At 66.9% G+C, this 25,968-nt stretch carries 20 protein-coding genes; 7 read left to right on the top strand and 13 right to left on the bottom strand.

Features of this window, described 5'->3' with window-relative positions:
- Nucleotides 1–5 precede the first annotated feature (5 nt).
- Both AB8808_RS09175 and AB8808_RS09170 read right to left on the bottom strand, forming a co-directional pair.
- Nucleotides 6–3,329 carry a GH92 family glycosyl hydrolase gene (locus AB8808_RS09175; RefSeq protein ID WP_369931357.1) on the bottom strand — a complete coding sequence of 1,108 codons (3,324 nt, stop codon included), beginning with the start codon at nt 3,327–3,329 and terminating at the stop codon, nt 6–8.
- Nucleotides 3,330–3,582: 253 nt separating this feature from the next.
- Nucleotides 3,583–3,912, bottom strand: coding sequence for a hypothetical protein (locus tag AB8808_RS09170; protein ID WP_036141969.1), 330 nt, complete (start codon nt 3,910–3,912; stop codon nt 3,583–3,585).
- 390 nt (nt 3,913–4,302) lie between these two features.
- Here AB8808_RS09170 and AB8808_RS09165 point away from each other — a divergent pair, with 390 nt between their 5' ends.
- From AB8808_RS09165 to AB8808_RS09155, 3 genes are all read left to right on the top strand, one after another.
- A complete protein-coding gene (locus AB8808_RS09165; protein WP_369928693.1) occupies nt 4,303–4,884 on the top strand; it encodes a hypothetical protein in 582 nt (193 codons plus the stop codon).
- A 329-nt stretch (nt 4,885–5,213) separates the two neighbouring features.
- Complete coding sequence (locus AB8808_RS09160) at nt 5,214–5,756, top strand: hypothetical protein (RefSeq protein ID WP_369928691.1); 543 nt, start codon at nt 5,214–5,216, stop codon at nt 5,754–5,756.
- Entirely contained in the window at nt 5,753–6,517 is a 765-nt protein-coding gene (locus AB8808_RS09155) for a hypothetical protein (protein ID WP_369928689.1), read from the top strand. Before AB8808_RS09160 ends, AB8808_RS09155 begins: the two co-directional genes overlap by 4 nt.
- A 20-nt stretch (nt 6,518–6,537) precedes the next feature.
- Here the strand turns inward: AB8808_RS09155 and AB8808_RS09150 are convergent, their stop codons facing one another.
- From AB8808_RS09150 to AB8808_RS09135, 4 genes are all read right to left on the bottom strand, one after another.
- Nucleotides 6,538–8,847 (bottom strand): DNA internalization-related competence protein ComEC/Rec2, encoded by a 2,310-nt coding sequence (locus AB8808_RS09150; RefSeq protein ID WP_369928687.1) that lies wholly within the window; start codon nt 8,845–8,847, stop codon nt 6,538–6,540.
- Between the two features lie 195 nt (nt 8,848–9,042).
- Nucleotides 9,043–9,666: a hypothetical protein gene (locus AB8808_RS09145; RefSeq protein ID WP_369928685.1), complete on the bottom strand. Its 624-nt coding sequence runs from the start codon at nt 9,664–9,666 to the stop codon at nt 9,043–9,045.
- Between the two features lie 111 nt (nt 9,667–9,777).
- Nucleotides 9,778–11,169: a histone H1-like repetitive region-containing protein gene (locus AB8808_RS09140; RefSeq protein WP_506193257.1), complete on the bottom strand. Its 1,392-nt coding sequence runs from the start codon at nt 11,167–11,169 to the stop codon at nt 9,778–9,780.
- Nucleotides 11,170–11,336: 167 nt separating this feature from the next.
- Entirely contained in the window at nt 11,337–11,942 is a 606-nt protein-coding gene (locus tag AB8808_RS09135) for a rhomboid family intramembrane serine protease (protein WP_036141978.1), read from the bottom strand.
- Nucleotides 11,943–12,081: 139 nt separating this feature from the next.
- On the opposite strand from AB8808_RS09135, the gene AB8808_RS09130 reads away from it, so the two are divergent.
- Both AB8808_RS09130 and AB8808_RS09125 read left to right on the top strand, forming a co-directional pair.
- Nucleotides 12,082–12,957, top strand: coding sequence for a PhzF family phenazine biosynthesis protein (locus AB8808_RS09130; protein ID WP_369928683.1), 876 nt, complete (start codon nt 12,082–12,084; stop codon nt 12,955–12,957).
- Nucleotides 12,958–12,959: 2 nt separating this feature from the next.
- Complete coding sequence (locus tag AB8808_RS09125; protein ID WP_369928681.1) at nt 12,960–13,412, top strand: YaiI/YqxD family protein; 453 nt, start codon at nt 12,960–12,962, stop codon at nt 13,410–13,412.
- Nucleotides 13,413–13,427: 15 nt separating this feature from the next.
- Here AB8808_RS09125 and AB8808_RS09120 read toward each other — a convergent pair whose 3' ends face one another.
- The 3 genes from AB8808_RS09120 to AB8808_RS09110 form a co-directional block, all read right to left on the bottom strand.
- Nucleotides 13,428–13,709: a hypothetical protein gene (locus AB8808_RS09120; protein ID WP_369928679.1), complete on the bottom strand. Its 282-nt coding sequence runs from the start codon at nt 13,707–13,709 to the stop codon at nt 13,428–13,430.
- A 142-nt stretch (nt 13,710–13,851) separates the two neighbouring features.
- A complete protein-coding gene (locus tag AB8808_RS09115) occupies nt 13,852–14,733 on the bottom strand; it encodes an NAD(P)-dependent oxidoreductase (protein WP_369928677.1) in 882 nt (293 codons plus the stop codon).
- Between the two features lie 12 nt (nt 14,734–14,745).
- Complete coding sequence (locus AB8808_RS09110; RefSeq protein ID WP_369928675.1) at nt 14,746–15,921, bottom strand: BaiN/RdsA family NAD(P)/FAD-dependent oxidoreductase; 1,176 nt, start codon at nt 15,919–15,921, stop codon at nt 14,746–14,748.
- An 80-nt stretch (nt 15,922–16,001) separates the two neighbouring features.
- On the opposite strand from AB8808_RS09110, the gene AB8808_RS09105 reads away from it, so the two are divergent.
- Entirely contained in the window at nt 16,002–16,484 is a 483-nt protein-coding gene (locus AB8808_RS09105) for a YajQ family cyclic di-GMP-binding protein (RefSeq protein ID WP_369928673.1), read from the top strand.
- Between the two features lie 1,017 nt (nt 16,485–17,501).
- Here AB8808_RS09105 and AB8808_RS09100 read toward each other — a convergent pair.
- From AB8808_RS09100 to AB8808_RS09085, 4 genes are all read right to left on the bottom strand, one after another.
- Nucleotides 17,502–20,597, bottom strand: a complete 3,096-nt coding sequence (locus tag AB8808_RS09100) for a ligand-binding sensor domain-containing diguanylate cyclase (protein WP_369928671.1) — start codon at nt 20,595–20,597, stop codon at nt 17,502–17,504.
- Complete coding sequence (locus tag AB8808_RS09095; protein ID WP_369928669.1) at nt 20,587–22,137, bottom strand: putative bifunctional diguanylate cyclase/phosphodiesterase; 1,551 nt, start codon at nt 22,135–22,137, stop codon at nt 20,587–20,589. The genes AB8808_RS09100 and AB8808_RS09095 overlap by 11 nt, the downstream gene beginning before the upstream one ends.
- 256 nt (nt 22,138–22,393) lie before the next feature.
- Nucleotides 22,394–24,475, bottom strand: a complete 2,082-nt coding sequence (locus AB8808_RS09090; protein ID WP_369928667.1) for a S9 family peptidase — start codon at nt 24,473–24,475, stop codon at nt 22,394–22,396.
- Between the two features lie 84 nt (nt 24,476–24,559).
- On the bottom strand, nt 24,560–24,853 hold the full coding sequence (locus AB8808_RS09085) for a GNAT family N-acetyltransferase (RefSeq protein ID WP_369928665.1): 294 nt from the start codon (nt 24,851–24,853) through the stop codon (nt 24,560–24,562).
- A gap of 103 nt (nt 24,854–24,956) precedes the next feature.
- On the opposite strand from AB8808_RS09085, the gene AB8808_RS09080 reads away from it, so the two are divergent.
- The gene (locus AB8808_RS09080; RefSeq protein ID WP_369928663.1) at nt 24,957–25,934 is read left to right on the top strand and encodes a CorA family divalent cation transporter; all 978 of its coding nucleotides are present in this window, start codon (nt 24,957–24,959) and stop codon (nt 25,932–25,934) included.
- Nucleotides 25,935–25,968 lie beyond the last annotated feature (34 nt).

Here is a 25,968-nt window from a genome sequence, read left to right as displayed (position 1 = left end):
CGACATCATAGCAGGGCCCCGAGAAACTCCACTTCGCCCAGATCGATACCCGCGCCCGGGTTCGCGGCCACCAGCCGCAGGCGGTACCAGGCATAGGCGCCGGGAGCCGATACAGCGAAGGCCCGCGTCTGCCGGCGCCACGGCCAGGCCTGGCCCTGGCGCTGGTCCACGGTGGTGTAATGCTTGCCGTCGCTGGAACCTTCCAGCACCCAGCCCGAGGCATCCGCCGCCGTAGCCGCGGAGGTCAGGGTCAGCATCCGCACCGTCACCGGCGCGTCGAAGTGCCAGCCGACGCTGGCCCCCTTGCCGTCGAGATGGGCCGTGGTGTCGGAGGTGTTGTCGAACAACCTGGCCAGATCACCCGCCTGCGCCGACCCGAAGGCCTTGCCGCCCGACGCGGTCAGGTCGACCAGCGGCGCGGGTTTGCTGCCTTCGGCGCTGATCGATGCCGGCAGCGCGTCGGCGCTCGTACCCCACGTGGAGGGGCTGGGGCCCATGGTGAAGTCCAGGGTGGCGCCGCGGGCCAGCAGCTCGTGCGGCAGCGTCACGCTGTTCCATGGCTGGCCGTTGACCGTGAGCGACTGCACGTAGCGGTTTATGTCGCTGACGCCCGGCGCGCGGATGTCGATGGCCGCGCCGTTTTCCAGGCGGATGGTCATGTGCGGGAAGTGCGGCGCGCCGATCACGTACTCCGGGGTGCCCATGCGCAGCGGATAGAAACCCGCGGCACCGAACAGCCACCACGCGGACATCTCGCCGTTGTCTTCGTCGCCGGGATAGCCCTGGCCGATCTCGCTGCCCACGTACAGCCGCGACACGGCATCGCGCAGCTTGTCCTGGGTCTTCCACGGCTGGCCGGCCTCGTCGTACATCCAGATGATGTGGTGCGAGGGCTGGTTGGAGTGGCCGTACTGGCCCATCCGCACGTCGCGCGCTTCCAGCATCTCGTGGATCACGTCGCCGTAATCGCCCACATCGAACGTGCCGGGCGTGCTGAAGAACTGGTCCAGCTTGGCGGCCAGCGCGGCGCGGCCGCCGTAGAGCGCGGCCAGTCCGGCGCCATCCTGCGGCGCATGGAAGGCCATGTTCCAGGCGTTGGTCTCGGTGTAGTCGCCACCCCAGCGCGTCGGGTTGAAGTCCTTGTCGTTCCAGCGCCACTTGCCGGCGGGATCGCGTGCGACGAAGAAGCCCACCGCCGGATCGAACAGGTTCGCGTAACCCAGCGCCCGCGAGCGATACCAGGCGGCATCGTCCGCATAGGCGGCATAACCGCCGGACGAGCGGGTGTCCTTCGCCAGCGCCGCGGCGAGGTTACCGATGGCAAAATCGTTGATGTAGCCGTCCATCGACCAGGACAGGCCTTCGTTCACCGTGTCGTCGGTGTAACCGTTGAACAACGAACGCTGGATGCCCTTGCGGCCCGCGCCCTTCACGTCGCTGACGGTGGACGCGTTGCGTATGGCGGACTGGTAGAACGACGCGACGTCGAAGTTGCGCACGCCCTTCAGCCACGCATCCGCGAACGCCACGTCGGAGCTGGTGCCCACCATCAGGTCGGCATAACCGGGCGACGACCAGCGGGCGATCCAGCCGCCGTCGCGGTACTGCTGCACGAAGCCGTCTATCATCCTGCCCGCCTCGGTCGGCGTCAGCAGCACGTACGCCGGCCAGGCAGTGCGGTAGGTGTCCCAGAAGCCGTTGTTGACGTAGGGCTGGCCGTCCAGCACACGCGCGCCGGTCTGCGTGGCGGTGTTCTCGCCCGCCGCGGCGGAGAACGGACTGGCGTAGCGCCAGACGGGCTGGTCCTTCGTACCGGTGTTTTCGTAGGCGTGGTTCGGATAGAGGAATAGCCGGTACAGGTTCGAATAGAGGATGGTCCGCTCGTCCGGCGTCGCGCCTTCCACCTGGATCATGCCCAGGCGCTCGTCCCACGCCTTGCGGGCCCGCTCGCGCACGCCGTCGAACGTATCGGTGGTGGCGATTTCCTGCACGAGGTTGGCCTTGGCCTGGTCGACGGAAATCAGCGACGTGGCGATACGCATCGTGACCGTACGATCGCCCTTCTTCGCGGTGTCGAAGCCGAACCAGGCGGAGGCGGCGTCGCGCTTCTCGCCCGTGAGCCGACCGCTCTCGGCCACGTCCCGGTCGAACTCGGCGTAGAAGAACAGGCGCGTGGCGCCCGTGGACAAGCCACTGCGGACGTCCGACCAGCCCTGGATGGCACGATGGCCCGGATCGAGCGTGACTTCCGCCTTCTCGTTGAGGTTGTCGAACACCAGTTGCGATCGCTTGCCGGTAAAGGTGAAGCGGAACATCGCGGCATGGTCGGTGGGCGTGATCTCGGTGGTCAGCCCGTTGTCGAAACGCACCCGGTAATAGTCGGGGTGGGCCACCTCGGCGTCGTGACCGAAGGACAAGGCGCGCGTCTCGCGTTTCAGCGTCGGCGCACCCGTGGTCGCCTGGGCCGGCATCACCTGGAAGGTCTGGCGCTCGCCCATCCACGGGCTGGGCTCGTGGGACAGGGCGAAGGCCTCGATCCGCGGCCGATTGTCGGGGCCGTTCCGCTCCTGGTATTGGTAGAGCCAGTTGGACCCGGCGTTGGTGACGGGCGTCCAGAAATTGAACCCGTGCGGCAGGGCCACCGCGGGGAAATTGTTGCCACGCGAGAAATTGGCATTCGCGATCGAGCCGCGGCGCGTGTCCACATAGTCGGTGGGGTGTGTGCTGTTCACCGGCGTGACGGTGCCGATGCGGATGTCGTCCACATAGCCCTCGAAGGCCTTGCCCGGCGGCGCATCGGCGACCAGCTCGATCGCCCTGACGCGACGTCCCCGCGCCACCGCACCCAGGTCCACGCTGACGTAGTTCCACTGGTCGGGATAGAGCACGCGTCCTTCGCCTTGCCCCTTCGCGGTCGCGCGCACCCGATGCTGGTCGCGTGCCGCCGTGGTGGAGAGCCGCGAGCCGTCGTCGAACACCAGGTCCACCGCGACATAGTTCGCCGGATTGGCGAGGTCGTCCTTGTTCGACCGCGGAAAGACCAGCCAGGACAGCGTTGTGCCGTCGCCCACGCGGATATCGGTATCGAACAAGCGGGCGGCGTTGGGCGCGCCCGTGGAGTTGCCGGCGTAACGCAGGGAATGCGTGCCCGTAAAGCCGACATCGGCCTTGGCGGTGAGCACCGCCTCGGCCGGGGGACCGCCTACCAGGCTGATATCCAGGCCACCCGCGTTCCGGGTCACCAGGGCAGGATCGCCGGGCTCGAACGAGGTGTCGAAGCGCTGGACCGACGCCGTGGCGCCTGCCGGTCCGGCCACGGCCGCCATCATGCCGACGACCCACGCCGTCCTGCTCCAACCCTGTTTCGTTCGCGTCACGCGCGTTGCCCCTGGAAGTGCGGAATCGCCATTTAAATCGTTCTAAATTTCGAAAGTCAAACTGCGGTGCAACAACCTGGGCTGTGTTTCGGCTGAACTGGATGCGGGCGAGACCACGACGAAAGCGCATGGACACCCCGTGCACCGAGTGACGGAACTCAGTCACACGGGGGTCGTGGCCGACAGATGGCCGCAAGGTTTACGCCTACTTTGAGACCTCACTCATCAGCGGGGCAAACGACATGCGAAATACGTCAACGATGGCATGCGCACTGGCCATGGCATGCACCACCGCCATGGCATCGGCGAGCACCCATGCCGTCATCACCAGCGCGGGCAGCCGCGAAAACATCACGCATCTCGCCCCGGGCCTGCGCAGTGGCAGCATGCCGGGAGGTGCGAATGCGGCCCGATGGCTCGATGTCACGGCGATGGTCTTCCAGGCCGATGGCACGACACCCGCGCCCGGCGTGTCCGTCACTTTCGAGGCCTTCGATGGCGATGGGCGCTCCGAACGCAGGACCGCACTGGCCACGACCGTAGCCGTTGCCGATTCCCAGGGTATGGCGAGAGCTCGCCTCGATATCGGAGTCTGCCGGGGTCCAGGAATCGCGGGCCCCGTGACGGCCCGTCGCCCGTCGAACCGACCGGAATGGTGGTCGATCACCTATGTTTCAGGAGCCGTCGTCAGGGCGAGGATCTCGCCCGACACGAGGGTGCGTGAGGCCAACTTTCAGCATGTGTGTCGTGAGCAGTATCTCGGAGCACGTCCATGACCATGCCTGCTTCGCTCGATTCGCTGCGGTACGTCGCACCCATCACCCCCTCTCGGCCAATCAGCCCATCGCGTACACATGATTGCTCAAAGGAATGCTTAGACTCACTCAGCACGCCGATCGACTCTACGCGCACGATGGAGACCGCAATGGCCAACATAAAGGCCGTGCAGGACCGCTTCGTCGATTTCGTCAACACGCTGCGACCCAGGCTGCAAAGCATGCAGATGCTCAGGCCCGGTCTGATGGAAACGCCTTTCGACGCGATCTACGACAACGGACGGCTCAAGGTCGTGGACACTGACATGACCCATGAAGAAAAAGCATGGGTAGAGGATCAGCTCAATATCGACGGCGTGTTACCCCGGCTGGCAGATGCTTTCAATCGGCAGGTTGTCCGGACCTACGATGAAGACACCGGCGCCTGGGACGAGAACGGTATTTTCCACGGGCACGTACCGCTCAATGGCGATGCCGTCAACGAGAGCATCAGCTACCTGGGGCTGGATCGCACGGTCAATGCATCCGTCAAGCTGATTTCCCTGTGCAACGATGTACGCGACTACAAGCTGCCTTGGTATCTGAACGAATCGGACCGTGACGCCATGGGTGGGCATCTGGTGCAGAAGTACCTGGATGGTGAACTTTCCCGCTATGTAAAACGTCCCGACGGAACCATTGAGCTGCAAACCGAACGGGGCTCGTTTCAGCACGAGGGTCTCTGGATATGACCGGCACGCCGTGGACAGGGAAATTGATATGCCTCCCCGCTACCCGCCTTCACCAGCAACCATGCATCCTGATCGATGCGGCGTTCGGCGCGTTCGCCGATGTCGCCGGTCAGGAGGAAGCGTCCCGGTAAAACCGACATCGGCCTTGGCCGTACGCACCGCCTCGGCCAGGGTTTCGGGCGAGCGGGATGCGGGCAAGGCCACGACGAAGGCGACTAAACGCCCTGTCCGACGGGTGACGGAACGAAGCGACGCGAGGGTCGTGCCCGACAGATGGCCGCAAGGTTTCCACCTACGTTGAAACGTCACTTATCAGCGAGGAAACCGACATGCGAAACACATTGACGATGGCATGTGTACTGGGCATAGCATGCACCGCTGCCACCGCCACGGCGCTGGCAAGCACCCATGCCGTCATCACCCGCGCGGGCAGCCGCGAGAACATCACGCATCTCGCCCCGGGCCTGCGCAGTGGCAGCATGCCGGGCGGCGCCAATGCCGCCCGATTCCTCGATGTCACGGCGGCGGCGTTCAAGGCCGATGGCAAGACCCCAGCGCTTGGCGAGCGCATCCGAATCGTTGCCTTCGATCGCGATGGCACGACGAAGAAAGCAGTGGAACTTGCGGCGGTCGATGCCATCACCGATTCCCTCGGCATGGCGACCGTGCGCTTGCCGATCGGCGAGTGTCGAGGGCCAGGTATCGTGGGTCCGGTCAGCGTGCATCGCCGATCCAACAAGCCGGCGTATTGGGATATCACCTATGTTCCCGGGGCAACCGTTACGGCGACAACAGCCGACGACCGCCAGCCGCCCGAAGGGGCGAACTTCCAGCATGTGTGTCGTGAGCGCTTCCGGGGGAACCAGCCATGAACGCATTGAGCGCACTGCCTGCATGGTCGCCACCTTCGTTCCCAAAGGTTAACCCGCCACCGGCCACCACACCGGAAACACTATGCGCCAGGGGTTGCGTCAAGCATCCCTTATCCGACGACGATCGCCAGCGCACCTATGACACCCGATGGCTCAACCAGCAGGCCGTCGAGTATCGCTTCGTCGATTTCGCGAACGCACTGGAGCCGAGACTTCAGACCATGAAGATGCTGCGGCCGACCATCATGGAAAAGCCTTTCGACACGCTCTACGATGACGGCCGGCTCAAAGTCGTCGACACCGAGATGACGATCGACGAGCGGGCCTGGGTCGAGGACCAACTCAACTTCGACGGCCGTCTGCCTCGGCTTGCCGATGCATTCAATCGGCAGGTCGCGCGAACCTACGATGAAGACAACGGTTCCTGGGATGTCCAGGGAAATTTTCATGGCAGCGAGTCGCTCAATGCCGATGGATTCGAGGTCAGCGACCCGGTCAATGCCAGTAGGTTCAGACGCATCAACTATGCCGGTCTTGGTAACACGGTCAACGGATCGGTCAAACTGATGTCGCTCTACAAGGAAACCGCGAACGTCGAGCTTCCCCCGTATTGGGATGAAGCCTCGCGGTACCGAATCGGCGGCCACCTCGTGCAGAACTACATTCAGGGCGACGTTTCATACTACGTCAGGCTAGCCGACGGCAGCGTCGAACTGAAGGTCGAACGGGGATCCTACCGGCAAAAGGACTACGTCATCTGAAAACCGCGATCGCGACGCCGCTACTCGTGCCAGTAGCGGCGTTCGCCCAGGCGCCACTCGCGCACCACCCTCGGCTCGCCGCTGACGGGAAAATCGATACGCACCGCCCCGCTTGTCGCCGTCACCAGAACACGTGCGCCCACCGCCTCGAAACGATCCACCACCGTGCGGTGCGGGTGTCCGAACCGGTTGCGGTAGCCCGCCGAGGCCACGGCGATCGACGGCTCCACATCGGCCAGCCAACGCCGACCCGACGAGTGACGGCTGCCATGGTGGGCCACGGTGCTCACCGTAGGTAGCTCGGATAACCATGCATCCTCGTCCACGCGGCGCTCGGCGCGTTCACTGATGTCGCCGGTCAGCAGGAAGCGACCTCCGATGCCTTCGATCGAGAGGACGCACGAGCGGTCGTTGCCGGGAGTCTTTCCCGAGCGCTCGCGCGGCACGTCGATGAAGCGGAACACCACGCCATCCCACGACCACGAGGTCTGCGCCGTGCAGCGCTGCGCCGGAAAGGCAAGGCGGCGCGGCTCACCCGAAAGGCGCAGGGCCTGCGGATAACGCGCCGCGATCGACGAGGCACCGCCGGCATGGTCCCGGTCGCCGTGGCTGACGACCAGCGTATTCACGGGGCCCAGCCCCAGCGCCGTGATGGAGGGCAACACGACACCCGCGCCGGCGTCGCGGCCGCCTGCATACGCCGGCCCGGTGTCGTACACCAGCGTGTGCGAGCGCGTGCGCACCAGCACCGCCAGGCCCTGCCCCACATCCAGCACCCAGGCGTGAAACGCGCCGGGCGCGGGGGTATCTTTCGGTGGCAACAGCAGCGGCAGGCAGAGCAGGCTTCCGTAACCACGCAACGGCACACCGCGCGGCAGGAAAAGCCAGGCCGCACCGAAGGTGGCGAGTACGACGGGAACCAGCCCCGCTTCCGCCACGCCCAGTCGCGCCGCCGGCCACGCCGCGACCAGGGCGAGGCCCCGCCACAAGACGTCGAGCAGTCCGCTTGCAGCCGCCAGCAAGGGCGCGGCAAGCAGCGGCCACGGCAGCAGCGCACTGCCGGCCAGGCACAGCGGTACCACCAGGAAGCTCACCAGCGGTGCCGCCAGCAGATTCGCCGCGAAACCGGCAAGCGAGGCACTGCCGAACCACCACAGGGACATCGGCAGGAGAAGGAGACTCATGGCCGCCTGCGCGCGCAGCAGCTCGCCGATCCAGCCGCGCCATCCCTCGGCACGTGGCGCCACGCAGGCCATCAGGAAACCGACACCGGCGAAGGACAGCCAGAAGCCTGCGGAGAGCACCGAAAGCGGCGACGCGACCAGCACGGCGACCAGGGCAAGGGCGAGCATGGTCACGCCGTGGACGCGACGACGCAGGCAATGGGCAGAGGCCATGACGGCAATCATCAGTAAGGTGCGCACTGTCGGCAGGCCCATGCCCGCCAGCAGGCCGTAACCCGTGGCGACAAGCAGGCCGGCGATGGACTGGACCACCGGCCGGGGAAGCCGTAGCGCCAGCCAGGGGAACGTGGCGTAGATCAGGCGCACGAGCAGCACGCCGCCACTGGCGGCCACGCCCACGTGGAACCCCGAGATCGCGATGAGGTGGGACACCCCCGTGGCGCGGGCAATGTCCCAGTCGGCGCCATCGAGGCCACGCGTGTCGCCCACGGACAAGGCCTTGATCACGCGCGCACGTCGGGCCCCCAGCTGGCGGTCCAAAGCATCGGCGATAGCGGAACGCCACCCATCGACGCAGTGGCCGCCGGATACCTTGAGGTTGTCCCGCGATGGACGGACGTAGCCGGTCGCCACGATGCCCCGTTGCAAGGCCACGCGCTCGGCGTCGCTGCCGCCGGGATTGACCGACCCGCGAGGACGGCGCAGGCGCACCCGCAATCGCCAGCGTTCGCAGGGGCGCGGCGGGGATGCCGACCGGTACCATGTCAGCCGTACCCTGCCCCGAAGCACGACGGTGGCTTCACCGATAGCGTCCGGGACGAAGAGAAAGCTCGTGTCGGCATCGACGCGCCGGGGCAAATCGACGACCCGGCCCACCAGCGTCATGTCTTCTCCCTCGTTTTCGCGCGGCAATCGCGCGCTAGAACCCTGCGCACCGTGCAGCGCGGCCCAGGCAGCGAATAGTGCGACGGTAACGGCATGCCGAACCGGATCGGTACGCGAGCACATCGCTACGATCAGCAGCGCTACGAGGACGGCGAGGCACAGCGACGGGGACGGTAACCAAGGAGCGGCTTGCACCAGCGTGCACCCGAGCAGCGCGGCTATCGCCAGGGTAACCAGGGAAAAACGGGGATAACGAGACAAGGCGGCCCGCCGATACGAGTCAGCCTCCAGCCTAGGTGCGGATCCGAACGACATGGCCCACGATCTTTTGTGGGCCGTCGCTGCAAAACACGAGCGCTGCGCTTAGTCGCGCATGTGTCGCGGGAGGCTGGCCTTCATCATGTAAGGGCTACCTGGGCGACGCATGCGTTGCAATAGGCCGACCTTGCTGGCGGTCTAACGCGAGTCGTGGTCGCGATCGATACGGCGCGGTCCGTTCGTGTCCCGTCTGTTCTGCGACGGTCGCGCATCGGGGTTGCCGTTGCTCGGGCGGTTACCTGGCCCTTGGCCGTTGGGGTCGCGGGAGGGACGACCGCCTTGCCAGCCACCGGGGTGATCGCCGCCGGGACGCCCCCCTTGCCAGCCACCAGGGCGGTCACCGCCGGGGCGGCCGCCCTGCCAGCCACCGGGGCGATCGCCACCCGGACGATCATGATCCGGTCGATGCCCCTGCCAGCCGCCGGGACGGTCGCCAGGCGGACCACCGTGACCCGGAGGCGGGCCGCGGTGGCCCGAACGATCCCAGTAATTGCCATCGCGTCCGCGGTAGTAACGGCGACCGCCGTAGTCGTACCAGACGGCGCCGACGGTCACGCCGGAGTAACAGCAGCCGGGACCGTAGCCGTAGCCATTGTCGTAGTAGCCGTAGCCCGGATCGACGATCGTGGTCGTCGTTTCCTGTCCGTAGTAGGCATCGCCACCCGTTCCATTACGCACGTAACCGTAGCCAGGGTCGTAGTAGCAGCCGGCAAGCGGCGCACATATGACCAGGGCAAGTACGGTGGCTCGCACGGTTCGCATGGCACTTCCCCTCGGTCATCGACGATACCGACACTGCACCCTTGCGATTGAACGGCGAGAAAACACGAAGGGCCGCGCATGGCGGCCCTTCGGCTTCATTCAGACTGGGTGTCAGTCCTTGTTTTTCTGCTGATCGCCACGCTCGTGGGCGGTGCTGGCGTGGGACGCCTCGGGCGATGGCGCGGTCGAAGCCTGGCCGTTGTCACCCGACGAAGGTGACGAAGGAATGCCGTGCCCTGCATCGCCCGTCGGCCACGTCGGCGGTTGCCGATCGCGTTCGCGCTTTGCGTCCAGGAGAGCCTGGATGTGCGCGACGGCCTCTTCCTGGCTGATGTGTTGAACCGGCTCGTTGTCAGCCGCGGCAGGTGCAGGTTTCGAGACGGCCGGCTCCGGCTTCGTGGCGGCCGGGGCGGGTTTGGGCACGGCCGTCTCCGGCTTGGGAGCCGCCGCGCGAGGCTTCGCACTTGCCGGTGCCGGTTGGCGCGCCACCTTCGTTTCGGACGCACGTTGCACGGGCTTGTGCTCGACCACATGCGCTGCAACGGAGCGATCCACGGCATCGATACGCACCGGGGTCTTCGCCGCCGCCGTGTTTCGGCTGGGGGTGGTCGACACGACCGTCTTGCGGCTATCCGTGGTCTTCGCACCCTTCGCTGCAACCGCCGTACCCGTGCCGCCACGGGATGGGGTGCTACGTGCCGCCGTCTTGCCGACCGGCGACTTTGTCGCCGAGAATGGCTTTGTCGTCGTGGATGTCGTCGACGCGGACTTAGCGGGTGAGGCCTTGCCGGGTTTCGTCTGGGCAGCTACGCCCCTGCCTGTCGTCTTTTTGGAAGCGGGACTGACCGACGTCTTTGCCACGGTCTTCCCTCCGGCTACCTTGCGAGCCGGGGCCGTCCTGGCAGACGTCTTCCTGGCAACGCCTTTGGTCGGGGCTGCTTTCTTCGCAGTTGTCTTCTTCACCGCGACCTTGTTGGAGGCCACCTTCCTGGCGGCTGCCTTGCCGGCCGACCCCTTGCTTGCGGGCAATTTCCTCGAAGCGACCTTGTTCACGGCCGTCTTCCTTACGGCTGTTTTCTTCGCAGCCACTTTCTTCACGGCTACCTTCTTTGCAGCCACCTTCTTCACTGCTGCCTTCTTGACTGCTGTCTTCTTGACTGCTGTCTTCTTGACTGCCGTCTTCTTCACTGCGGTTTTCTTGACCGATGCCTTCCTGGCTGCCGTCTTCTTGGCCGGCGCCTTCCTGACCGCCGTCTTCTTCACCACAGCCTTTCCAACCGCACCTTTCTTCACCGCGCCTTTCTTTGCAACAGCCTTCCGGGCCGTCGACTTACCAGTCGATCGGGCGGGGGCGGCCTTCCGGGAAGCCGGCCGCGTGGCGGCGGTGCGTGGAGTCTTTCCGGTAGCGGCGCCGGCACCGGCCTTCCTGACCGCGGTTTTCTTCGCTGCCGTTTTTTTCTTGGCCGCGGATGTCTTCGCAGCGGACTTTCGAATCGTAGCCATGCGTTCATTCCTCGTGCGGTAGAAGCCGACGCGAACTACCCCACCGGGGAAACCCGCGTACGTGCCGGACGACTGGAAGGAGAAAACTGTTCGTCGCGGACAACTGCATGATGTAACAGCTGTCGGCCGAAGTCACATCGCGGCGCGGGAAGAATTCAGGTTCGCACTCAGAAGAAGCGCGGATTCATCAGGGCCTGGAGAAAGTACGGCAGGATGCGCGGCTCCAGTGCCACGGTGAAGATGACACCGTAGGCCGCTCCCCACAGGTGGGCGCTGTGGTTGACGTTGTCGCCGCCACGCTTGTCCATGTAGACCGAATAGGCCACGAAAAGCACGGCGTACAGGATCGCCGGCATGGGCACCACGAACACGATGATCCGAGCCCAGGGCTGGACCAGGATGAAGGCGAACAGGATCGCCGACACCGCGCCCGAGGCACCGAGGCTGCGGTAACCGGCGTTGCGCCGGTTGGCGATGTACGACGGCAGGATCGAGAAGATCAGCGCGCCGATGTAGAAGGTGACGAAGCCCAGCGGGCCCATCTCCTGAGTGAACAGCTGTTCCATGCCACGCCCGACGAAGTACAGCGAGAACATGTTGAAGAACAGGTGGCCCATGTCCCCATGGACCAGGCCATAGGTCACCAGCCGGTAATACTCGCGGCTGCGCGACAGGGCCGGTGGCCAGAGGATCAGGTCGTCCAGCAGGCGCTGGTTACGAAAAGCGACGATCGAGACCACACAGGTCACGAGGATGATGAGCAGCGTGATCATGCGGAGTACCGCGTCCTTCGTCAGGTCCAACCAGCGCGCATCTTGGCGCGTGCCGACGCCGATGTCGAATCGTACCCCACCCCCGGTCGTCGTTCCGGCCGGTATCATGCAGGCCTTCCCCACCGCTCCGGTTCCACCCATGCCCTCGATTCGCTACAAGCAGCTGGATGTCTTCGCCGCCCGCCGTGGCGGTGGCAATCCCCTCGGTGTCGTCGTCGACGCACAGGACTGGTCCGACGCGGCGATGCAGCGCTTCGCCCACTGGACCAACCTCGTCGAGACCACCTTCCTGCTGCCCCCGCGCGCGGCCGGCGCCGATTACCGGGCACGCATCTTCACGCCCACGAAGGAAATCCCCTTCGCCGGACACCCGACGATCGGCAGCGCCCACGCCGCCCTGGACGCCGGGCTGGTGACGCCGGATGCGGCCGGGGTGATCTGGCAGGAATGCGGTGCGGGCGTCCTGCCCATCCGCGTCGAGGGCCATGGCGCGGATCGCGAACTGTTCGTGCAGTCGCCCAAGGCCCGGATCGTCGGCGACGCCTCGCACGGCGGCGAAGCCCTCTCCAGCGTGCTCTATGGCATACAGCCTGGTGTACTGCCGCCGGCCTGTGTCGAAGGCGGTCGCCGCTGGTGGGTCGCCGAGTTCGCCGACGAAGCAACCCTGCGCACCTGGCGCCCCGACCACGCGGCCATTCGTGCGCTGGCTTTGGCCACGGACACGCTCGGCCTTTGCGTCTTCGCCCGGTCGGCCGACGGTCTGGCGGTACGTGCCTTTCCCGCAGGCGTGGGCATCGTGGAAGATCCCGCCTCCGGCGCCGCCAACGGACTGATCGCGGCCTACGTGGCGGAGCGCGACCGGACCGGCCAGCTCGCCCGGGGCTATATCGTGAGCCAGGGCCGGGAGATCGGCCACGACGCGCGCCTCATCATCCGCATCGACGGCGAGGCCATCTGGGTGGGCGGTCGCACCAACACCATCGTCGACGGCCACGTGGACTGGACGGACGCCTGACCGTGCAGATCTGGGTCGATGCCGATGCATGCCCCAACGTCATCAAGGACATCCTGTTCCGGGCGGCCGAACGCGAGAAAGTGATGGTAACGCTGGTCGCCAACCAGTGGATTCGCACGCCGCCGTCGAAGTTCGTGCAGTCCATCCAGGTGCCCGGCGGATTCGACGTCGCCGACGACGAGATCGTCCGCCGCGTGGAGCCGGGCGATCTGGTCGTTACACAGGACATTCCGCTGGCTGCCTTCGCGATCGGGAAAGGCGCCCTGGCCCTGCACCCGCGTGGCGAGATGTTCACCACCGATACCATCGCGGCGCGGCTCTCCATGCGCAACTTCATGGAAGAACTGCGCGGCGCGGGGGTGAACACCGGCGGGCCGGCGGCCATGCATCCCCGCGATCGGCAGAACTTCGCCAATGAGCTGGACAAATGGCTTGCCCGGCGGGGTAAGGGTTAGGGGCCTGGTTCGCTTCTACGGGAGCTTCTGGAGGATCGCGCTTACCGTCTCGCTGGAGAAATGAAGTTCCTTCAGGGCCTCCTGCAGCGAATCGCGCGAATTGACCTCGCTCTCCACCTGCTCGCCGGCGCTGGCGGGCGACACGTGCACGTAGCGTTCGCCGTCCTGGTACGCGGTGCCTTCGTCGTGGAAGTTCTGCGTGGTCAGGATCTTGTAGGTGTGGTCGTTGGATTCCTTGACCGAGACCGTGCGGCCTTCGTGCTCGCCTTCGTAAACCGCTTTCCAGGTGACCGACATGAGTTCGTTCCCAAGACTGCACAACAGCGTGCGGTAGACATTGTGGCGAACCCATCGGACTGGAGAGTGTGAAGGCGCCTCTCCCCCAGGGCGCCCGCCGTTCACCGCTTGACCCGCCAGCCGGCCATCGCCCGGTCGACGCTCAGTCCTTGAGATGGGCCCGAGCCGCCGCCACACGCGCCATGCCGGCCCAATCGATGTCGCCATCGCCCTGCGCCAGGGATTCGAGCAAGGTGTCGTGCAGCACGCTGGCCAGCGGCATCGGCACGCGCTCCGCTTCCGCGGCCGAGCGCGCCAGGCCCACGTCCTTGAAACCCAGGCTGAGCTTGAAACCGGCCGGGGTGTAGGTGTCGCGGGCGATCTGGCCGCCGTAGTTCTTGAACACCGGGGCGGCGAACAGCGAGTTGGACATGACATCCAGGAAGTCGGCCGCGCTCACGCCGTGCGCGCGGGTGAGCGCGGTGGCCTCGGCCATGCTCTCGATGGCGGCGCCGATCATGAAGTTGCCGCCGATCTTGACGATGGTCGCGCGGATCGGATCGTCGCCCATCGGCCAGACCTTCGCCGCCAGTAGTTCCAGCAGCGGCTGTACGGTGACCACGGCCTCGGGCTTGCCCGACACGACGATGTTCAGCCCGCCCGCGGCAGCGACCTCCGGCCGGCCGAACACGGGCGCGGCCACGAAGCCCAGCCCACGTGCCTCGTGCGCCTCCACCAGTTCGCGCGCCAGCGCCACCGAAATCGTCGCGTGGTTCACATGGACGGCCCCTCGCGGCAACGCATCCAGCACACCGCCGTCGAACAACACCTGGCGTACGGCGGCGTCGTTGGCGAGCATGCCGTGGATGACGTCGGCACCCTCGGCCACCTCCGCCGGTTTGGATGCCACGCGGGCGCCCTGCTCCGCCAGCGGCCGGGCCGCCTCGGGCGAACGGTTCCACACGGTGACCTCATGGCCACCCTTGACGAGGTTGGCGGCCATGGCGGCGCCCATGGCACCCAGGCCGATAAATCCGATACGCATGTCGCGCTCCTGTCAGACGGCGAGGCCTGCGGCATGTCCGCAGGCCCAGGCCCATTGGAAGTTGTAACCGCCCAGGTGGCCGGTCACGTCGAGAACCTCCCCTACGAAATACAGCCCCGGATGTCTTTTCGACATCATGGTGGACGAGGACACCTCGTCGGTATCCACGCCGCCCAGGGTGACCTCGGCGGTGCGATAGCCCTCGGTGCCGCTGGCGACGACGGGCCAGTCGGCCAGTTGCGCGCCGATGTCGTTCAGTTCGGCGGCGCGGTATTGCCGCATGGGGCGGTTGGGTAACCATATCTCGCACAACCGCTCCGCCAGGCGTCGCGGCAGCAACGACGCCAGCACGGTTTTCAGTTCGGCCGCCGGGCGCTCGGCCTGCCCTTGGCGCAGCGCCTCGCCGGCATCCACGCCGGGCAGGAGATCGACACGCAGATCCGTCCCCGGCTCCCAATACGACGACACCTGCAGGATCGCCGGGCCGCTGAGGCCGCGATGGGTGAACAGCAACGCATCGCGGAACGCGGCATCCCCTACCCGTGCATCCACCGGCAGCGCCACGCCGGCCAGGCCATCGAAACGCTCCTGGTGCTTGCCGCTGAGGGTGAGCGGCACCAGCCCGGCCCGCACCGGCAGCACCCGATGACCGAACTGCTTCGCCACCTCGTAGCCGAAACCGGTGGCGCCCAGGCTGGGGATGGACAACCCGCCCGTGGCGACCACCAGCGACGCCGCGCGCACCGCCCCCAGCGGCGTGTCGCAGGCGAAGCCACCCTCCACGGCACGCAGGCGCGACACGGCGCAGCCGGTCTCCACGCGCACGCCGGCCGCGGCGCATTCGTCCAGCAGCATGCGCACGATCAGCTTGGACGACTCGTCGCAGAACAGCTGCCCCGGCGATTTCTCGTGCCAGGCGATCCGGTGGCGATCGACCATCGCGATGAAATCCCACGGCGTATAGCGCGCCAGCGCGGACTTGCAGAAATGCGGATTGGCCGAGAGGAAGTTGGCGGGCGTGGTGGCGGTGTTGGTGAAGTTGCAGCGCCCGCCCCCGGACATCAGGATCTTCTTGCCCGCGCGGTTGGCGTGATCCACCACCAGCACGCGCCGGCCACGGCCGCCGGCGACGATGGCCGTCATCAGTCCCGCCGCGCCCGCCCCGATGACGAGGACGTCGTATTCCATGGTGTTTCCCGCCGTGCAAACGCACATGGTAGCGCCCTCGCGTAAACTGGGGCATCGCCCCCTTCGACAAGGACCCCACCATGCCCTCCTTCGACATCGTCTCGGAAGTCGACAAACACGAACTCGCCAACGCGCTGGACCAGGCCAACCGCGAGGTCACCACCCGCTTCGACCTCAAGGGCACGTCCGCGAAGATCGAGCAGGAAGAAAACGTCCTGACCCTGCACGCCGACAACGAATTCCAGGTCGGCCAGGTGATGGACATCCTCCGCGCCCGCCTCTCCGCCCGTCAGATCGACGTACGCGCCATGGATGTCGGCAAGGTCGAGACCAACCTCGCCGAGGCGCGCCAGAAGGTCACGATCAAGCAGGGCCTGGAGCAGAAGGTCGCCAAGACGATCATCGCGAAGATCAAGGAAGCCAAGCTGAAGGTCGAGGCGCAGATCAACGCGGAGAAGATCCGCGTCACCGGCAAGAAGCGCGACGACCTGCAGGCGGCCATGGCGCTGCTGCGCAAGGCCGATGTGGAAGTGCCGTTGCAGTTCGATAATTTTCGGGATTGATGGCGGGATTGTGTGGGCTCGCCTTCGGCATCGCGTTTGGCCTTGGGCCTTGGGCCTTGGAGCAAGAGCCGGCGGGTGCCACCCTCGTGGCCACGCCTGCGGCGACCCGTTGAGGAAAGGCCGCTGGCGCGGCCGTGTATCTGGTTCGCGCACATCGTGCGCTCCTACGCGCGGCCGTCTATTTATTGCCCTACGGGGCGGGTCGGGCTTCGAACGGGGGTTTTCGACTCGACCTCCTGTCTCGCGAAAACGGCCGGCCGTCCTGGCCGGCCCCCTTCGGGCCTGATCCGTTCGAATCCCTCGCCTGCGGCTACCGGCCACGAGGGTGGCACCCGCCGGCTCTTCCTGACACTGAGGTTGCGTGTGGGAGAGCGAAGAGCTGGGTTTCGCTTCGTGGCTGGGAACGCTCGCTTGCCTGTTGCTCATGGCCTCGGTCGCCTTAGATACGTTGAGGGTTCGCGCACGTGCGTGCGCTCCTACCCTCAGACGGCAGATCAATCGTTGGATATGCCACAACCGGCCCTACCCTTGGGGTAGGAGCCCACGATGTGGGCGAAAAGCCAACAAAGCGACGACGCCATACCCTGCACCTCTGCGACCGCTCGCGTCACAACCCACCTCAGTGTCGGGAAGAGCCGGCGGGTAGCCCCCTCGGGGCCGGTAGCCGCAGGCGAGGGATTCGAACGGACAAGGCCGCGTAGCGGGGCCGGCCAGGACGGCCGGCCATTTTCGCTGAGCCATGGATGGCGAATCGAAAATCCCCGTTCGAAGCCCGACCCGGATATGGCGCGGGTAGAAGCGCACGATGTGCGCGAGCCAGATACACGGCCGCGACAGCGGCCCTTCCTTAGCGGGTCGCCGTAGGCGTGGCACCGAGGGGGCTACACGCCGGCTCTTGCTCGAGGAGTTCGGCTTTACCGCTTACCGCTTCACCGCTTCGTTGGCTTTCGCGCACATCGTGCGCTCCTGCCGGCACATCGTGCGCTCCTGCCGGCACATTCTGCGCGCCTACCGGGCTTAGAGGCTGGCGATGCGGCTGCGGTTGCGGCCGTCGTTCTTTGCCTCGTACAGCGCCTCGTCGGCGCGGCCCAGCAGGGAATTGAGCGACTCGGGCGCACGCCACATGGCGACGCCTGCGCTCACCGTGATGCGGATGCGGTAGTCGCCGTGCACGATGGTCATCGCGCCCAGCGCATGGCGCACGCGCTCGGTGATGTCCAGTGCGTGCTCGGCCAGGGCGCCCGGCAGGCAGAGGATGAATTCCTCGCCGCCGAAGCGGCCGGCGAGGTCGTCGGCGCGGCACATCGAGGAGATCACCCGCATCGTCTCGCGGATCACCGTGTCGCCGGCCAGGTGGCCGAACGTGTCGTTCACCGTCTTGAAGTCGTCGATGTCCAGCAACACCATGCTGAACGGAATGCCGTCGCTCGCGGCGCCCTGGCGCACGCGCTCGGCCTGTTCGAGGAAGCGGCGGCGGTTGAGCGAGCCGGTCAGCTCGTCGGTACCGGCGAGGTGGTCGAGCCGTTCGTTCGCGGCCTTGAGGTCGCGCGTGCGCGCATCGACCTGCACCTGCAAAAGCTCGGCGCGACGACGCAGGTAGAGCGTGCGCAGGTGGACCAGGCCGAAGAACGCCACCACGCCCAATGCCACCCCGAAGGCCAGCGTCCACAGGCTTTCGTACCAGCGTGGCACCACGGTCACGTGGATGGAGGATTCCACGGTGCGGCCGTCCAGCCCGCGCATCGTCGCGCGCAGGCGCAGCGTGTAGCTGCCGCTGGAAAGGTTGGTGTAGATCGCGCTGGGCGGCAGCCCGCGGGCCACTTCGTTCCAGCCGCTGTCCGCGTCGTCCATGCGGTAGGCGTAGTGGGTCTCGGCAGGTGCGCGGAAATCCAGCAGCGCGAAGTCCACGCGCAGGTTGCGGCCGTCGCCGTCGAGGCTGACGCTGCCGCCGTCACCCGGCAGCTCGGCCAGGGGCAGCGACTTGTCGTTGACCGTCACCTGGGTGATCGCCAGGCGCGGCGGTGCCACCCGCGGCGCCACCCAGTAAGGACGAATCACCGTGAGGCCGCCCAGGCCGCCGAACATCAGTTCGCCGCCCGGAGCCTCCGCGGCGGCACGGTGGATGTAACTGGGAATGCGCAGGCCGTCGCGGATGCCCAGGTCGGCCACCCGGTGGGTATTGGCGTCCACCATGGCCACGCCGTTGGCCATCGACGCCCAGACCCGGTCGTCGTGGTCGATCAGCAGTGCGTTGATCTTGGTGTTGACCAGGCCCTCGCGCGCGCCGATCACGCCGAAGCGGAACGGGCCGCCCGGCTTGAAATCGTCGACGTAGGCGATGCCGCCGAACGTGCCCAGCCACAGCCGGTGGTGGGAGTCGAAGGCCAGTGAGCCGGTGTAGTCGTGCGGCAGGCTGGTAGGGTCGCCCGGGTCGTGGTGCAGGTTCACGAACCCCGGCTTGCCGTCGTAGGCGATGCTGATGCCGCTGATGGTCGAGAACCACCACGCGCCGGGCATGCGCGTGATGTAACGCACCTGGTCGCCGACCAGGCTGGTCGGATCGCCGTCGTCATGGCGCATCTGCACCAGGGTGCCCTTGACCGTGTCGTAACGGAACAGCCCGTCGTAACCGCCGATCAGGATGTCGTTGCCGTCGCGCTGCATCGACAGGATCAGCTTGCCGTCCAGGCTCGGGATCACCGAGCTGGTCATGGCGAAGGTTTCCGGATCGATCCGCGAAATGCCCTGCGCGCCGGCCCAGATGGCGCCGTCCGGCGCCACGACGAAGGCCTGCACGTCACGCTCCGCCTGCTCGCCGCCCAGTTGCAGGTGGCGCATGCCGCCCTTGCCCAGGTCGAGCACGTCGATGCGGCCCATGCCGAGCCCCAGCCAGACCCGGCCGCGCGGGTCGACGAACACCGAATGCACGTTGGCGTTGGAGAGGGTGTGGGTTTCCAGCGGCGAGGGCAGCACGGAGAACACCGCGCGACCGTGCGGGTCGTAGCGCGCCGCGCCCAGCTCGGTCGCGACCCAGATGTTTCCCGAGGCGTCCTGCAGTATGTCGCGCGTGATGTCGCCGGGCAACGACGAGGGCATCGCCGCATCGTGGGCCAGCGAACGCACGCGTCCCGTCGTCGTGTCGTAGGTGACAACGCCCGCGCCGTCCGTCGCCGCCCAGAGCACGCCCTGTGGCGTTTCGTGGAAGGCGCGCACGGTGCGCCGGCGGGCCACGCTGTCCTTGCCGGACAGGCCGGGCACGCGGTGCGCCTTGCCGTCCGCGTCGATGTAGATGGCGCCGGACTGCCCGGTGCCTATCCAGAGGTTGTGCCTGGCATCGGGTAGCAACGCCCAGACCTGGTCGTGCAGGATCTCGTCGATGGCCGGATCGTCCGATACCACCCGCTCGAAGTGTCCGCCCGGATGACGCACGAACAGGCCGTTGTCCGCGCCCGCCCAGAGGTTGCCCGTCGCGTCCTCGGCCACCACGAAGGTACGCGGCCGCATGTCCTTCTCGTCGCCGGGCTGTCCCGACACGTGTTCGATGCGGCCCCGGGCGACATCGATGCGGTCGATGCCGCCTTCCGTGGCCACCCAGTACACACCGTGCTCGCGCGCGGGGGCGATGGAGAAGATCTTCGCGTGCGACGTGCCGCCCGGACCCACGGGGTAGACGTGGAAGCGCATGGTCTGCGGATCGAACCGCACCAGGCCACCGGTGTTGGTGCCGATCAGCAGGCCGCCGTCGTCCAGCGGCACCAGGGCGCGGACGTAGGCATCGGGCAGCACGGCGCCCGCATACGCATCGGGCTCCTGGCCGAACACCTGCATGCGGTAGCCGTCGTAGCGCACCAGGCCACCGAACGTACCGATCCAGATCAGGCCGCGCTTGTCCTGCACGATGGCCGTGGTGGTCGAGTGCGGCAGGCCGTCCGCCACGCCGACGGTGTCGAACCAGGCGGTCTCGTACACCGCCCAGGGATCGACCGCGGCGGCGGGCGCGGCCGGCGTCACCTCTGCGGCCAGGGCCGTGGCGGCAACCCACACCAGCCCAACCACGAGGGCCGCAAGGCGGGCTCGAAGGCGCGAGGGCCGGAGAATGCGCTCAGCCGGCATGGGCCATCGTCGGATCGAGGTAATGACTGAAGGCGTCGGCGGTCATCGGACGGGCGAAGAAATAGCCCTGGCCGATGTCGCACCCGAGCTCGCGCAGCCAGTCGGCCTGCGCCTCGGTTTCGACGCCCTCGGCGATGGTGCGCATGTTGAGCTTCCGGGCCAGCCCCACGATCGCCTCGGTGATCTCGCGATCGACCAGGTTGAGGGTGCTGCCACGCACGAACGACTGGTCGATCTTGATGGTGCCCACGGGCAGTTCGCGCAGGTGGCCCAGGTTCCAGTAGCCCGCGCCGAAGTCGTCGATCAGCAGGTCGAAACCGTGCGAGCGCAGCTTGACCAGCTGGCGCAGGGTTTCTTCCGGCTGACGCATGGCGGTGGATTCGGTGAGCTCGAAGCGGATACGGCCCGGGTCCACGCCGTAGGAACGTACGACACGGTGCAGCGTCTCGACGAAGGCGGGGCGGGTCAGCTCGTGCATGGAGAGGTTGATCGCCACGTAATCCACGTCGATGCCGGCCGCGTCCCACGCCTTCACCTGGGTCAGCACCGCGCGCAGGACGTATTCGCCCAGCGCGTGGATCAGGCCCGAGCGCTCGGCGACCGCCACGAACACGGCCGGCGGCACCTGCCCGCGCACGGGGTGGTTCCAGCGCGCCAGCGCTTCCACGCCGGCGAGCGTGCCGTCGCGCAGGTGGCGCTTGGGTTGGTACTCCACGCTGAGGTTGCCCTGCTGCAGGGCCTCGCGCAGTTCAACCGTGAGCGCGACACGTTCACGCGCCTGCTCCAGCATGCCCTCCTCGTAGAAGCGGAAGTCGGCCTTGCCGGTTTCCTTCACCGCATACATCGCGGCGTCCGCGTTGCGGATCAGCATCTGCGCGACGGTGCCGTCCTTCGGCGCCACGGCGACGCCGATGCTGGGGCTGACCGCCACGAACTGGCCGGCGACACTCACCGGCTGCGAGACCAGGTCGAGCACCTTGCGACAGACCCGCACGAGGTTTTCCATGCCGCCATAGGCCTGCACCACCACCACGAACTCGTCGCCGCCGAAGCGCGACACGGTGTCGCGCTCGCGCACGCTGCTGCGCAGGCTGCTGGCCACGGCTTGCAGGAAGGCGTCGCCGGCCTCGTGACCGAGGGTGTCGTTGATGGACTTGAAGCCGTCCAGGTCGATGAACATCACGGCCAGCGCATCGTCGGACGACGACGCCAGGGCCCGTTCGAGCGTCTGCAGCAGGTACGCGCGATTGGGCAACCCGGTCAGGGTGTCGTGGTAGGCGCGAAACGCCAGCGCCCGGCGCGCCTGCTCGCGGGGATCGCCCAGGCGGTTGCGCAACGTCACGCGCTGGCTGGCCAGCCAGGCGATGGCGACGGTGGCCACGAGGGCCACCACGACCAGCACGGCGAGCCAGCCCAGTCCCGCGCCGGTCGTGCCGAAACCGGTGCAGTGACCGCCGTCGCCCGAACCCGTGAAGGTCCAGCGGGCACACTTCGAAGCGGCCCCGTGGAGGCCGCCCTCGACACTACGATGGCTCAGCACACTTTGCTCCGGCCCGGACGTTGCCGGGATATCTCGGTGACCGACGCAAGACGCGCCGGGCCGAGGATGTTCTTCGAATACGAAACAAGCACGCCCGGGTACCCGGAGAGACGCCAGGCGCGAAACGACTTCTCCCTAGGTGTAACGGCCACCAACGCCCCCGCCTTTAGCCCCGATCTGTCGAATGATGATGGACCGGCGAAAAAACGCAATGCACCCTGCGGTGCGCGTTTCCGAAAACGCGCACGATCGCGATTTATTGCGCCTTGGCCGACAGGTAGCGATCGAACCAGGACAGTGCCCGGGCGACCACGTCACGCCGGTTTTCCTCCCGCGCGAAGCCGTGCCCTTCGCCCGGGTAAACCACCAGCGAGGTGGGCACGCCCTGTGCGCGCAGCGCGTGCCAGAACTCGAACGACTGCGGTGCCGGCGTTTCGGCGTCGCGCTCGCCGACGACGATCAGCGTGGGCGTCTTCACCTGCTTGATGAAGTTGATCGCGGAACTCTTTGCATAGACGCCGGGATCGTCGTACACCGAGGCACCGAAGTAAGGCGTCATCCACTGGTCGATCAGGTTCTGGCCGTAGTAGCTCTGCCAGTTGGAGATACCGGCGCCGGCCACCGCCGCGCGGAAGCGGTTGGTCTGGGTCACGCCGAACATCGTCATGAAGCCGCCGTAGCTCCAGCCGGTGAGGCCCAGGCGCTTGTCGTCCACGGGGTGGTCCTTCTCGATCGCGTCGACGCCGGCGAGGATGTCGCGCATGTCGCCGTAGCCGAAATCCTTGCGATTGGCCTGGACGAAGGCCTCGCCCTGACCGTAGCTGCCGCGCGGGTTGGGCATGAAGACGAAATAGCCCAGGGCCGACAGCGGCGCGCCGCCGTAGCCTACGCCGGGCCAGCGCGGCATGACCGATGCGGCCGGGCCACCGTGCACCGCGACGATCATGCCGTAGCGCTTGGCCGGATCGTAATGGGCCGGGTAAAGCAGCCAGCCCTGCACGTCGTGGCCCTCGAAGGTCCAGGAGATCGACTCGGCCTTGCCCCAGGACGGTTTCAGGCCGGCGTTGAACGTGGTCACCGCCACCGGCGCCTGGCCGCCGGCCAGGTCGGCCACGTGCACTTCGTAGGGTTGCTCGAACGAGCTGGCAATGAAGGCCGCATGCGTGGCCGCCGCATCCAGCGATACGGACATCGACAGGCGGCCGTCGCCGATCGACATCGGCAGGTCGAACAGGCGGGTGGCCGATGCCGCGCCGGTGGCCGGCAGGGCATAGCGCGACAGTCGGGCCGACCCGGCGGCCACCTCGTCGACCAGCAGCTGGTCGTTCGCCGTCCAGGCAAACCAGGCCGGCGTGGTATGGATATCCGGGGTGACATCCACGGGCGCCGCGCCGCCGGCGGACGGTACGGTCCAGATGTCGCCGCCGGTGGAGCCCTGGTCGCTCATGAGGCCGCCGATGAAGGCGAGGCGCGAGCCATCGGGCGAGAAGCGCGGCACGGCGATCTGCAAGCCCTTGAGCGCACCGGTGAGTTTCGTGGTGTCCACCACCACGTCGGCCTTGGCGCCTGCGCGGCTGGGCTGGACATACAGCTTCGCCACCCACCAGTTGTTGTCGCCCGGCGGCTCGGCGGCGACATAGGCCACCCGGTCGCCCGCCTCGGAGAACGCGAACTCGTAGACATGCAGGCCGGCGGGCGTCAGTACGTGGACCTCGCCTCCCGTGGCGTCCACGGTGGCCATCTGCTGGATCTCGATGCCCTCGACGCCGACCTCACCCAACTGCGGCTTGGCCGCGGCCGTGGCGCTGGCCTGGCGGGTGGCGTTGGGCACGTAGAGGAAGCCGAGCTGTTGGCCGTCGGGACGCCAGGTGAGGCTGTCCACGTAGCCGGTGAGGTGGGTGAGCCGCTGTGGTGCGACCTTGCGCGAGGTGTCGACGACATAGATGTCGTTCTGCTTGCCCTCCCCCACGCCCGGGCCCTTGCCCGCACAGTCGGAGAGGAAGGCCAGACGACGCGAGTCGGCGGCCCAGGCCACGCCGACCTCGCTGCAACCCTTGGACGCGGTGATCCGGTGCGCGTGGTGGCCCTGGGCATCGGCGATCTCGATCACCGGCTTGCCGTCGGTCTTGACCGCCCAGGCCAGTTGCTTGCCATCGGGCGACAGCGCGACGGATTCGATGGTGCGGACCTTGCCCAGCGCGTCGAGGATGCCGGCGATCCGTGCGTCGGTAGGCGACGCCGCCTTCTTGCCCGGCGCGGATGCGGTATCGGCGGCGTCGGCGAAACCGGCGTGGACGACGGCAAGGGCCAGGGCGGCGGCGATCCACTTCGTACGCATGCGGTTACCCGGTCTGTGAGTTAAACGTGAAACCTATCACGACACCCGTCCACCGGGGTAGGCATGGCACACGGCCGATTGCGGTCAACCGGCCAGCAGGTGGGCATGTTCGGGATGGCGCTTGAACCATGTCTCGGCGTAGGAGCAGGCGGGAACCACCTTCCAGTGCCGTGTCTCGGCGAAGCGCACGGCGAAGGCGGTCAAGGCCGACGCGATGCCGCGTCCGCCGACCGGCGACGGAACCCCGGTATGGGTGATGGTCATGGTGTCGCCTTCCAGGCGGTATTCCACCTCGCAGGTGTGCCCGTCGACGACGGCGGTGAACACCTGGTTGGCGGCATCGTGGGTGATGGCCAGTGGCTGGGCGGTGTCGCTCATTGCATACTCCCGACGGAACAAGGTGCCGACACTTTCGCATTCCGTGGATGGGCGCGACGTTAAGGTCGCGCCCCACTGGCCGGGCCACAGGATCGACACGCGCGTGCTCATCATTCACGAACACGGCCGCAAGGCGGCCATCCACTGGACGACCGGCACGGACGTGCCGCGGGCGCCACTGTGGATCGACCTGCTCGACCCCAGCGACGACGAACGCCGGTGCGCCGCGACGATCTCCGGCCTGCGCGTGCCCGATCGCGACGATGTGGACAACCTGGCCCTGTCCAGCCGCATCCGTACCGACGACGACGCCATGTACCTGTCGATCCCCTACTTCGCCGACGTGGACCACGCCGCGCACGACGGCGGGGGCCATCGGCCCTCCCCGCTGGGCATCGTGGTCACCGGCCATCTGCTGATGACCCTGCGCTTCCACGACTCCCCCGCCTTCGACCTGGCCGGCCGCAGCTGTGAGGAACAACGCTGGGAGTCCAGCGGCGACGTGCTGGCCACGCTGATCGAAGCTATCGTGAACCTGGCGGCCAGGCGAATGGAAGACGTCTCGGCCGACCTGAAGAAACTCTCCGACCGCGTCTTCACCACCGAGCGACTAGGTACGCCGGCCCTGCGCGACTGCATGCTGGAGGTGGGCCGTCTGGAGGGCGAGCAGGCGCGCAACCGCTCTTCGATGCTGGGCGTGCAGCGCATCGTGTCGTTCGTGCGGGCCAAGCAGCCCGAATGGATGTCCGACCAGGTGGAAGTACGGCTGCGCGTGGTCGACCACGACCTGCGCACGCTGGACGAGTTCGACGACCAGCTGACCAACAAGCTGCAGTTCCTGCTGGACGCCAGCCTGGGTTTCATCAGCACCGACCAGAACCACGTGATGAAGGTGCTGACCGTGACCTCGGTGGCAACCATTCCACCGGTGATCCTGGCCGGCGTGTGGGGCATGAATTTCAAGCACATGCCGGAACTGGACTGGACGTTCGGCTATCCCATGGCCATAGGGGTCATCCTGCTCAGCATGCTGCTGCCCGTGCTGTTCTTCAAATGGCGCGGGTGGCTCGAGGGCGACTGACCCCGGCACACCCTGCCCATAACCCAGACCGTCG

This window comes from Xanthomonas sp. NCPPB 2632, from assembly GCF_041228075.2.
GTDB lineage: Bacteria > Pseudomonadota > Gammaproteobacteria > Xanthomonadales > Rhodanobacteraceae > Luteibacter.
This window is presented reverse-complemented; position numbering and strand designations above follow the sequence as displayed.